Below are 11,368 nucleotides of genomic sequence, written 5' to 3' on the forward strand. Positions count from 1 at the left end.
CTTTTGGGCATAAGCACTTTTATGAAAGATTTAGAGCAGGTAACCCTTCATGGGGAGCAGTATTACAAAATCAAGGACAGTGATTCGATGCGTCCTTTCTTCATGAGTATCGTTAGCGATGCTAACCACTGGATGTTCATCTCCAGTAACGGTGGGCTGACGGCCGGGCGTAAGAACTCTGAGTTTGCCCTTTTCCCCTATTACACGGATGATAAGATCACTGAATCCGTCGAGACAACGGGGAGCAAGTCCATCTTCCGGCTCGAAAAAGAAGGGAAGACAGTGGTTTGGGAACCTTTCTCCGTCCGGAATGAGGGCCGCTTTACCGTTAGCCGAAACCTCTACAAAAGCATTTACGGCAATCAGGTCGTTTTTGAAGAGACGAATGAGGATCTGGGCCTGAGCTTCCGCTATCGCTGGAGTTCCAGCGCAGCTTATGGCTTTGTGAGGACGTCAACGCTGACGAACAACAGCGAGGAAGCCATCACCGTTGCACTGGTTGATGGCCTGCAGAATATTCTTCCCTACGGCGTGGGCAGTGACCTGCAACGACAATCCAGTAATCTGGCAGACGCCTATAAGCGCAGCGAGCTGCATGCCGCCAGCGGGCTTGGCATCTTCGCCCTGAGTGCCATCATCGTAGATAAAGCCGAACCCAGTGAAGCGCTGAAGGCGAATACGGTTTGGTCAGTGGGCTTAGACGGGCCGACGCATTTACTTTCCGCGCTGCAGCTGGAGTCTTTCCGTCAGGGAGATGCGCTACGGCAGGAAACGGATGTGAAGGGAGAAAAGGGAGCTTACTTGCTGAATAAGGAAGTTACCCTTGGCCCGAAAGCGGCCCAAAGCTGGATCATCGTTGCGGACGTAAACCAGAGCCGCGTTGCGGTTGAGAAACGAATTCAGGAGTTGGGGGCCGCTGAAGAGCTGGCGGCAAGAGTAGCGCAGGATATTGCTCAGGGAACGGAGGAGCTCATCGCGCTCACCGCTGCATCAGACGGACTTCAACTTACGGCGGATGAGCGGGGAGATACCCGCCACTTCTCCAACGTGATGTTCAACATCATGCGGGGAGGCATTTTCGATAACAACTATCAAATAGAAAAGTGGGATTTCGAAAAGTACCTGTCGAAAGGTAATAAAGCGGTCAGCCAACAGCAGCAGGCCTTCATTGCTGCCTTGCCGGAGGTTTTCTCGCTGCTGGAGCTACGGTCACGGCTAAAGGAGGTGGATGACCCGGCCCTGCAAAGACTGGCGATCGAATACCTTCCGCTCAAGTTCAGTCGCCGGCATGGCGACCCCAGCCGCCCGTGGAATAAGTTCTCCATCAACACCCACAACGAAGAAGACGGCTCTAAAATCCTGGATTACCAGGGGAACTGGCGCGACATCTTCCAGAACTGGGAAGCGCTCGCTCATAGCTACCCGGAGTTTATGGAGGGGATGATCTTCAAGTTCCTGAACGCAAGTACCTTCGATGGATACAACCCCTACCGGGTCGTGAAAGATGGCTTTGACTGGGAAACCATCGAGAAGGATGATCCTTGGTCTTACATCGGCTATTGGGGCGATCATCAGATCATCTACCTGCTCAAGTTTCTGGAGTTCACCGAAAAGCACCAACCCGGTGCACTGGCAAGCTACTTTGCCAAGGACCTCTTTGTCTACGCTAACGTGCCTTACCGGATCAAGTCTTACCAGGACATTCTGAAGAACCCGAAAGATACCGTTGACTTTGACCACAAACTGGATACCGCCATTCGCGAAAGCCGTAAGGAAATGGGCACGGATGGTGCCTTGCTGACTGATCAGTCCGGAGAAATTTACCGGGTGAACTTCATCGAAAAAATCCTCGCTACGCTGCTGGCGAAGACCTCCAACTTCATCCCAGAAGGCGGTATCTGGATGAACACCCAGCGCCCGGAATGGAACGATGCAAACAACGCCCTGGTGGGCAACGGCGTGTCTATGGTGACCCTTTACTATATGCGCCGGTTCCTGACCTTCTTTGACGGTATACTGTCCGGACGGTCAGAAGACAGCTTTGAATTATCCATTGAAGTAACAGACTTCTACGAGCAAACGCTTGGGGTACTGGAGAAATTCGCGCCGCTGCTGAAGCAAGCAATCAACGACCAGGATCGTAAAGCGGTGCTGGACGGACTTGGAGAAGCGGCTTCCCACTTCCGCAACACGATCTACGGCAAAGCCTTCAGCGGTGCGAAGCGCAGCGTTGGAGCGGAGAGCCTGCAGCAATTTATCCGGCTAAGCCTGTCCTTCTTTGATCATACCATTGAGGCCAATCACCGTACGGATGATCTCTACCACGCCTACAACCTGATGACGGTGAAAGGAGGTGGCGTGTCCATATCCTACCTGGATGAGATGCTGGAAGGGCAGGTTGCAGTACTTAGCTCTGGCTATCTGAATGCTGCACAGTCACTGGCGGTGCTGGACGGCATGAAGGGAAGTGCTCTTTTCCGGCCCGATCAGTACAGCTACCTGCTCTACCCGGCCAAGGAGCTTCCGGGCTTCCTGCAAAAGAACAACGTACCGGCGGCGGCGGTGAAGCAATCGGCCTTACTGTCAGCCATGGTGGCTGACGGAGACGGTGGAATCATCCAGCAGGACGTCAACGGCGGGTATCATTTCAACGGTAATTTTAAGAACGCCGGCGATCTGGCCAATGCTCTTTCTGCGCTGGCGGGGACGAAGTACGCCGATCAGGCGGCTGCCGAACAAGAACAGCTGGCGGCGGTATTCGAGGAAGTCTTTAACCATAAGGCCTTTACCGGCCGTTCGGGTACTTTCTTTGGCTACGAAGGGCTGGGGTCGATCTACTGGCACATGGTTTCCAAACTCCGCTACGCCGTGGTAGAGTGTTGCCGCAAGGCCGTGCGGGAAGCGGAAAGTGCGGAGACCATTGGTCGCTTGCTGGAGCATTACTACGAGATTGCGGCGGGTATTGGCGTGCATAAGTCGCCGGAGTTGTACGGCGCTTTCCCGACGGATCCCTATTCCCACACGCCGGGCGGTAAGGGAGCTCAACAGCCGGGCATGACCGGGCAGGTGAAAGAAGACCTGCTGAGTCGCTTTGGCGAGTTGGGGGTAACGATAAAAGAGGGGCAACTCTCTTTTATGCCCACTTTACTACGCAAAGAAGAGTTCCTTACCCGGGCGGAAACTTTCCGGTACATCGACCTTGCGGGGGAAAAGCGGGAGATCGCCCTTCCGGCTGGCTCGTTGGCCTTTACCTGGTGCCAGATTCCGGTAATTTATGCCATCGGAGATGCCCCGACCCTCCGGCTACAGCTGGCTGATGGCCGGGAGCAGGAACAGCAGGGGGTAAAGCTGACGACAGCCCTGAGTGAGGAGGTCTTTGGACGAAGTGGGAAAATCACAAGTATATTCGTGACGCAGCCAGCCGGGGTACTCCGGTAAAACTCGTCGAAACCATGCTTTCTTTACCTAAACTTTGCACCTGCGTCCTCGCCCTGATTTTTCTGTTCTCCTGTACCTCCGGAGAACAGAATGAAATGGTGGTGAAGGATCTTGTTGCCGCCGAAATTCTGGGGAAGCCCGACTACCTGGCCATCTCCTATGGTGGCTACCGGGCGCGCTCCCGGGATGAGCAGCCGACCATGACTCAGTTGCAGGAGGATATGCTGATTTTGTCAGCGATGAATATTCGCATCCTTCGTACCTACAACGTTGGGCTGCCGCAGGCCGCCAATATTCTGGCGGCGATCCGGGCGCTGAAGGAAGCCGATCCTGCCTTCGAGATGTACGTGATGCTGGGGGCCTGGATCGACTGTAAGAATGCCTGGACGGATAGCGAACCGGACCACGATACGGAGAGTGAAAAGAACGCTGCGGAGATTGAGCGGGCGGTAGCACTGGCCCAAAAATATCCGGACATCGTGAAGGTTATCGCCGTTGGCAACGAGGCGATGGTGAAGTGGGCGGCCAGTTATTATGTCCAACCGGGCATTATCCTGAAATGGGTCAATCACCTGCAGGGCCTTAAAGCGGCCGGCGAATTACCCGAAGATCTCTGGATTACCAGCTCGGACAATTTTGCCTCCTGGGGAGGCGGGGGAGAGGAATATCATGTGGAAGACCTGAATAAACTCATCCGGGCGGTCGATTTCATTTCGCTGCATACCTATCCGATGCACGACACGCACTACAACCCGGAGTTCTGGGGCGCGCGCGCCAGTGCTGCGGGGCAGGAACAGGACAAAGAAGCGTTGGTGGAAGCCGCCATGCTCCGCGCCAAAGCCTACGCTATCAGTCAGTATGACTCCGTTGCTTCCTACGTGAAAACACTGGGTGTTGATAAACCTCTCCACATCGGTGAAACGGGCTGGGCCACCAGCTCCAACGGCTTTTACGGCGAAGGGGGTTCGCGGGCCACCGACGAGTACAAGATGGGGCTTTACTACCAGCATATGCGGGATTGGACGGGCGAGGCCAAAATGGCCTGCTTTTACTTCGAGGCTTTTGACGAGCCCTGGAAGGACGGGGCCAACCCCGGTGGTTCCGAAAACCACTTCGGTCTCTTCACCGTGAAGGGCGAAGCGAAGTATCCCCTCTGGCCGCTCGTTGATGCGGGGGTCTTTGACGGGCTTACCCGCGACGGTCACCCAATTACGAAGACTTTTGACGGAGATAAGGCCGCATTAATGGAGACCGTTCTCCCTCCGCCCCTTACTGTGGTGGAAGAACAGTAACTTACCGGACGAAGTAAACCAAGCGAATTCAATAATCACCTTCCGCATACCCTGTATTCGATCATCAAGCGCACATTAAAGAGAACTGTCATGTCGGAAGTTGATAATATAAAAAAAGGTAAAGTCCCTTTCGGACAAAAAGTAGCCTTTGGTCTGGGCATGCTGGCTAACCAGATGTTTCCGGCAGCTTTAGGAATTTTTATGGTCGTGCTCGTCCAGGATCTTGGTTTTCCCGGATGGATGTGGGGCATCATCTTCTTCCTTCCCCGGGTGTTTGATTCCATTACGGATCCGATCATGGGCTTCATCTCCGACAACACCCGCTCAAAATGGGGGCGCCGGCGGCAGTATGTCTTCGCCGGCGGTTTGATTATGGGGGTAGCCTACGTCATTATGTGGCAGCTTTACCGGGACAGTGGGCTCGACTATAATTTCACCTACTTCCTGCTGTGGTCGTTCGTCTTTTATCTGGGGCTGACGATTTTTAGCGTTCCCTACGTTGCGATGGGCTACGAGATGAGCGACGACTTCCATGAGCGCACAAGCATCATGGCTACGGCCCAATGGATCGGGCAGTGGGCCTGGGTAATTGCCCCCTGGTTTTGGGTGGTTATGTATGATACGGCCTGGTTTCCAGATGCGGATACGGCCGTCAGAACCCTGGCCATTTGGGTGGCGATTCCCTGTGCTATACTGGCGATTATCCCGGCCATTTTTATCAGGAGTGAATCAACCCTTGATGACGATAGCCTCACTCCTCTGAACCTGAAAAACATCGGTGGAAGCCTTGCGGAAATTTGGGACGGTTTTAAGGAGGCTTTTAAAATTGAGCCCTTCCGGAGAATGTGCATCTCCACTTTCTTTATTTTCAACTCATTCAATACAGTAGCTTCCTTTTCGTTCTTCATCATCGTCTACTACCTCTTCAACGGAGATGCGGGCGCAGCCTGGTTGTGGCCAACTTTGTTTGGTAGCGTCGGGGCGCTGATTACCACCTTCGCGGTTATCCCGACGGTGGCATGGATGTCGAAAAAAATGGGCAAGAAGAATGCTTTTATGCTTTCGCAGTCTATCTCTGTCGTGGGCTACATCATGCTGTGGTTCCTCTTCATTCCCGGCAAGCCATATATGTTCCTGTTTGCCCTGCCTTTTTTCTCCTTTGGAATTGGTAGCCTGTTCACGATCATGATGTCAATGACGGCTGACATTTGCGACCTCGATGAACTCAACTCCGGCAAGCGGCGGGAAGGCATTTTTGGCGCTATCTACTGGTGGATGGTGAAGCTGGGTTTTGCCTTTGCGGGTGGACTGACCGGTGCAATCCTGAGCTTCGTTGGCTTTGACCCCGAGGCTTATAATCCTGAATCTATGACGGGGCTTCGCCTGTTCTTTTCCGGAGTGCCCATATTTGGAACGATGGTAGCGCTGTTCATTATGCGGAACTATGACCTGACGGAAGAGCGGGCCAACGAAATACGAGTGGCCATTAATTCGAAGAAGGAATAGGCAGGGGCGCAGCCGCAGGTGCAATGGAAAGCTTATGGGAGCAATGCGTTGACCAGCGATGCCTCAAACAGAAATCCAGAAGACATTTTTAGTTTATCTTGGTCTTAAATCCACTAAGAGGAGTATGAGATCCCTGATGATTTTACTGTTTGTAATCCCCGGTATAACCTTGTTCGCCCAAAACGCAGAAAAACTTTGGGCCGGGACCACTACCGTGTCCATTGCTGATTCGCCGGAAGAAGGGCATGGCGTCCAGCGTGTTTTCTATCAATCTCCCTCAACCGAACAGGGAGCACTAAGGGGCATCACCGATGGCAGTATCGGCCAGCTAATGTTTCGGGCTTTCAGAGACGGTCGCCTGGCGGGTTACGCTGACGAGCAGCTGCGGCAGAAAGTAACCAAACAGGACTTTGAAAAAACATTCATTCGAAAAGATACCGTTCAGGTAATTGACCCGGAGACTTACGAATCAAGAATTACCGTGATCAGCCGGGCGCCGGATCCGGCGGATTACCAGTCCATTGAGCTGCACTTACAACTTACTTATCACTCCAACGGACGTCTGCAGCAGAATCCGCAATGGGTTTCTCTGAGCACGGATGCCGGAAGCCCTAAGGTGTATTTTTCGGTGGAGCCATCTTCTAAAGCCATCGACTTCGATAAGGATAGCTGGAATGCTGTGGATCGTATGACGTTCTCCGTTAGCCTGGATGCGCTGGAAACGGAAAGGGGAAGCCAGCTGTACAAGGATAAAATCTTTAATCATCTTTTTGATCAATTGAATAACAAGCCTGCCGGTGGTTTCCGGAATGCTGATGATTGGGGAATTTTGTCTGCGGCCCAATTCGACGGGCTGTTGCACCCTAAGGATACCGTTACGGTCATTGATCCTAATACTTATGAATCGATGGATAAAGTAGTCGATGGTATTCCCTTCTATGAAGGAATAGCTAAGATCAGACTGCTGCAGTTCTGGGCCTGGGATGACGCTGCAGCCCGCTTTGTCTTTAGCCCGGTCGCCTATGCGCCATTGGAAGAATTTCTGGATCGCAAAGGAGGTAGTGTTGCTCGCCCGCCCTTTTATTGGGTGGAGAAAAGTTACCGTAAGCGTTGATCAATTGATATTCCAGCGAGCCTGGAGAAAGGCTTAGAACGTGTCCGAATCTAACACTTCGGGCTGCCTGCGCCGAATTTAGACACGCTCTTAACGCAAACTTCAGACAGAATTAAAGGCCCGTTTTGTTTCCTTGCGTTGAGATGTTGGCTATCTTGCTGTCATTGCACACTATTAGCGCCGGTAGTATGCCGGTGTGTACTCTTAAACCAACATCCATGCATTTTAGATTTTTCCTGATAGCAGGCCTTATGGCTCTGTGTACTACACTCTTTGCCCAAAGCATTCCTTCCTATTACGATGATGTTAATCTGAATCTGACGGGACAGAGCCTACAAACGGAACTCTCGGACAAGGTAACCACCAGCCAGTTCTCTACCCCTAGCTACACCCCCGGCGTTTGGGATGCTCTGAAGCAAACTGACCTCGACCCCAACAACAGTTCTCGCGTCATTCTCATTTATGGCTACAGTGACACTGATGGGGTAAGCAATACCGATCGCACCCGCAGTAAAGACAGCAACGGCGGCGGAACGACAGACTGGAACCGCGAGCATACTTACCCTAAATCACTGGGCAATCCTAACCTGGGGACTTCCGGCCCTGGTGCTGACGTTCACCACCTCCGGCCTTCGGACGTTAGCCGGAACTCCAGCCGGGGTAGCCGCAAATTTGCTGACGGGACGGGTAACTCAGGCATTACGAGCCAGGGGCACTGGTACCCTGGTGATGAATTCAAAGGCGATGTGGCCCGCATGATGATGTATATGTATCTCCGGTACGGAAACCGCTGTCTGCCAAGTAACGTTGGCATCGGGACAACCAATTCCTCCGATGCCAACATGCTCAACCTGTTCCTGGAGTGGAACGCGGAAGACCCCGTTTCCGCGCTGGAGTTGCAACGTAACCCCATCGTGGAAACCATTCAGGGTAACCGGAACCCGTTCATTGATAATCCGGCTTTCGCTACGTCAATCTGGGGCGGCCCCCAGGCTGAAGACCGCTTTGGCTCTGGCGGCGGTGGTGGCGGCGGTGGTAACACCAACCCTTTCTGCAACAGCAGTAACACCATTACTTCGTTCCCTTACGCTGAGAGCTTCGAGAGCGATTTCGGCAACTGGGTTCAGGCTTCTGCCGGCGATGATTTTAACTGGGTGCGCCGCAGCGGTAGCACACCTTCTTCCGGCACGGGACCTTCTTCCGCTTCGGCGGGCAGCAGCTATGCTTACATGGAGTCATCTACACCAAACTACTCAACGAAACGGGCCATTATGTACGGCCCTTGTTTTGACCTGAGTGGTAAGAATACGGCTGACTTTAGCTTTAAATACCATATGTACGGGGCCTCTAATATGGGCTCGCTGGCGTTGGAAGCAAGTACGGATGGCAGCAGCTGGACCTCCGTCTGGAGCCGCTCCGGTAACCAGGGTAATAGCTGGCAATCCGCTTCCGTTGATCTGGATACTTACCTCGGTGGTACGGTACAACTCCGTTTCAACGGTGTTACGGGAACTACCTGGAAGGGCGATATGGCTATCGATGAGCTTGGCTTCAGTACGTCTGCCAGCGGCGGCGGTGGCGGCGGCGGTAACGTTGCCGGGAGCCTGAGCATCACCCTGGACAATTACCCCGAAGAAACCAGCTGGGTAATCCGTAATAGTAGTAACGTTACGGTGTTTAGCGGTGGGACCTATGGCAACCGGGCGGATGGGTCAACCTTTACGGTACCCGTTTCATTGGCTCCGGGCTGCTACACCCTGGTGTTCAGCGACACTTATGGCGACGGTATGTGTTGTTCCTACGGTAACGGCTCCTATACCCTGACGAATCAGGATAACGGCAGCACCCTGGCCAGTGGAGGTTCCTTCGGTAGCAGTGAAACCAGCTCATTCTGCGTGGGTAGCAGCCTGCAATCTGCCCCCGAGGCAACGGATACCGCCTTCCGGACTTCGGGTACTGGTGAGGCGCAGGCTTTTTCCTTATTCCCGAATCCGGTAGGTAATCAACTCTCCCTGCGCAACTTCCCCGAAGAAGCGGAGTACAGAATCCTCAACGCCAGCGGTCAGCTGGTGCAGCAGGGTAGAGCTACGGCCATGGTCGACGTTTCCAACCTTCCATCCGGCACTTACCAGTTCATGGCTGTTGCCGGAGACTGGCGCGTGGTGAAGCGGGTGGTAAAGCAGTAGTGCCTGCACTACTGGAAACAGATGTCCATTATGGTTCTCAACGGAGATGATCAGGGGGTATCCCGTTTCTAAGTCTGGCTGGCGATCAGCGAATGGTATTCAGACGAAAGGGCCTGAATAGCATTCGCTGATCGCTTTTTGCGTTTAATCTCTAACCTGTACGCGTACGTTATCCACGAAAAGGTCTACTTCCAGATCTCTGGGGTTGGCCGTAACGCCAATTTGAAGGCGTTCGTAGAAGACGGGCTCGGGAAGTGTAAAACTTATCCCTTCTGCTGCAGCTGCGTTAGCCAGAATGGTCGCATCAGGCATATTCATACCCGTTTCCGTAATGACTTCCTGTCCGTTGATAATTAAGCGATTATGACCGGTGGCTTCATCGGGGGAGAGTGTCATTTCCCAGACGACATGTACCCACTCCCGACGTGGGAAGGGGAGGCTGGTCTGTAGCAATGTCTCGCCGCCAATTTTTCCGCGCTCTATGGAGAGGAAATCATTGCCGCCGCTCATCAGGAGTCGTACACCGGGGCATTTGTTGTCCGGAACCGTGGGGTCCCAGCAAGAACAGCATTCCAGATCGAGCAGCAGAAGATCACGCAGGTTGGCATCTGAATCTATGTAGAAGTCGGCTTCGATGGTGATGGTCTGGCCAGCGACGGCGGCGAAGCCGCCGCGCTCAATGCCTGTCTTAGAGAGCGGGTTGTTGCCTCCGAAGGAAGAAATGCTTAAGGATTGATTTCCCAGGGAGACCCGTTCAGCCGTGAGTGCTAATTGGTTGTTTCCTCCTGCAGTGTTGATCAGTTGTAGGGTCGTCCAACGGGAACCATCAGGCGGAAAAAGCAGGCTGAGATCGTTAGACTCCGTCTCAAAATCATCTACGAATTCGGTAATTCCTTCCGGGACTATTACCTGATCGGGAGTATCCACCGTTTTTTCGCAACTGCTGATGAGAAATATGCCTGCCGTTAAGCAAACAAATAGAACTTGTAAGGTGACTTTCATGCTTCTGAGACCGAGACTACGGGGGAGATGTGATGGAGAGGGCTGAATTTAACTTTTATGGAGTAGTTCTATCTTAGGTACATTGAGCTATATATGTCTGTTTGTAGATTACAGCTCGTACCTTTTAATGCCAAAGATCATGTCCGTTTCAGCTCCCCCACGTCTTCCAGAAAAGAGCTTCCCCTTATTTCCGTGGCTATTGGGGGGCGTTTTACTCGAAGTCCTCATTTTGGGCTATTCCTATATGTCGTTTGACGAGCCGGGGGAAGTCTTCCGCCACGCCGCCCGCTATTCCGGGCGCTTGTCATTATTTGTCTACCTGTTCGTCTTTTCCTACTTCGCACTTACGTACCACAATACTTCTTCCAGGGTAATGGAGAACGTGCGCAGGCTGGTTAGCATCTTCTGCGTGATGCATTTTATTCACTTTGGCTTCCTGGCCATGAATGTATATCTCAATGAAATCCCGCTCGTACCCTATAAACTGGCCGGAGGTGCGCTTGGCTATCTGATGATCCTGCTTTACCCGTTTTTCCTGACGAGTATTAAGCGCAAGGCCTGGCATAATATCTATTTCTATTATCTCGGCATTGTCATGATCCTCACCTATCTGGCCCGGATTAAAGGAGAGTTTGTGGGCGTAACGGCCGGCCCGATTCATTATTTCGGCATGGGATCGGTGCTGCTGGCTTTTGTGGTGTACGCGTATTTGATGCTTGGGTGGAAGAAAAAGGGGGAAGCGGATGTCTGAAGCTCCTTTCCAAAACAGATCGTGACTGCTGATTGAATCGGTGGCTACTTTTAAAACCAAAACCGGTCAGTACCCAAAA

7 protein-coding genes are annotated in these 11,368 nt (G+C 52.8%); 6 read left to right on the forward strand and 1 reads right to left on the reverse strand.

What is annotated here, in order from left to right:
* Positions 1-21 precede the first annotated feature (21 nt).
* The 5 genes from BM123_RS10065 (at position 22) to BM123_RS10085 (ending at position 9,536) form a co-directional block, all read left to right on the forward strand.
* Positions 22-3,438 (forward strand): hypothetical protein, encoded by a 3,417-nt coding sequence (locus BM123_RS10065; RefSeq protein WP_090167879.1) that lies wholly within the window; start codon positions 22-24, stop codon positions 3,436-3,438.
* Positions 3,439-3,452: 14 nt separating this feature from the next.
* A complete protein-coding gene (locus tag BM123_RS10070; RefSeq protein ID WP_090167881.1) occupies positions 3,453-4,730 on the forward strand; it encodes a glycoside hydrolase family 17 protein in 1,278 nt (425 codons plus the stop codon).
* Positions 4,731-4,820: 90 nt separating this feature from the next.
* A complete protein-coding gene (locus BM123_RS10075) occupies positions 4,821-6,236 on the forward strand; it encodes an MFS transporter (RefSeq protein ID WP_090167883.1) in 1,416 nt (471 codons plus the stop codon).
* 124 nt (positions 6,237-6,360) lie between these two features.
* Positions 6,361-7,350: a hypothetical protein gene (locus tag BM123_RS10080; RefSeq protein WP_139211834.1), complete on the forward strand. Its 990-nt coding sequence runs from the start codon at positions 6,361-6,363 to the stop codon at positions 7,348-7,350.
* A 218-nt stretch (positions 7,351-7,568) separates the two neighbouring features.
* The gene (locus BM123_RS10085) at positions 7,569-9,536 is read left to right on the forward strand and encodes an endonuclease (RefSeq protein WP_090167886.1); all 1,968 of its coding nucleotides are present in this window, start codon (positions 7,569-7,571) and stop codon (positions 9,534-9,536) included.
* Between the two features lie 144 nt (positions 9,537-9,680).
* Here the strand turns inward: BM123_RS10085 and BM123_RS10090 are convergent, their stop codons facing one another.
* Positions 9,681-10,538 carry a hypothetical protein gene (locus BM123_RS10090; protein ID WP_090167888.1) on the reverse strand — a complete coding sequence of 286 codons (858 nt, stop codon included), beginning with the start codon at positions 10,536-10,538 and terminating at the stop codon, positions 9,681-9,683.
* A 139-nt stretch (positions 10,539-10,677) separates the two neighbouring features.
* Here BM123_RS10090 and BM123_RS10095 point away from each other — a divergent pair, with 139 nt between their 5' ends.
* On the forward strand, positions 10,678-11,289 hold the full coding sequence (locus BM123_RS10095; protein WP_139211835.1) for a hypothetical protein: 612 nt from the start codon (positions 10,678-10,680) through the stop codon (positions 11,287-11,289).
* Positions 11,290-11,368: the final 79 nt, after the last annotated feature.

It is taken from the genome of Neolewinella agarilytica, assembly GCF_900110645.1.
Lineage (GTDB): Bacteria > Bacteroidota > Bacteroidia > Chitinophagales > Saprospiraceae > Neolewinella > Neolewinella agarilytica.

Excerpts from the sequence above, each read along its gene's own strand:
- BM123_RS10065 (WP_090167879.1), top strand. The coding sequence starts at position 22 with ATGAAAGATTTAGAGCAGGTAACCCTTCATGGGGAGCAGTATTACAAA.
- BM123_RS10070 (WP_090167881.1), top strand. The coding sequence starts at position 3,453 with ATGCTTTCTTTACCTAAACTTTGCACCTGCGTCCTCGCCCTGATTTTT.
- BM123_RS10075 (WP_090167883.1), top strand. The coding sequence starts at position 4,821 with ATGTCGGAAGTTGATAATATAAAAAAAGGTAAAGTCCCTTTCGGACAA.
- BM123_RS10080 (WP_139211834.1), top strand. The coding sequence starts at position 6,361 with ATGAGATCCCTGATGATTTTACTGTTTGTAATCCCCGGTATAACCTTG.
- BM123_RS10085 (WP_090167886.1), top strand. The coding sequence starts at position 7,569 with ATGCATTTTAGATTTTTCCTGATAGCAGGCCTTATGGCTCTGTGTACT.
- BM123_RS10090 (WP_090167888.1), bottom strand. The coding sequence starts at position 10,538 with ATGAAAGTCACCTTACAAGTTCTATTTGTTTGCTTAACGGCAGGCATA.
- BM123_RS10095 (WP_139211835.1), top strand. The coding sequence starts at position 10,678 with ATGTCCGTTTCAGCTCCCCCACGTCTTCCAGAAAAGAGCTTCCCCTTA.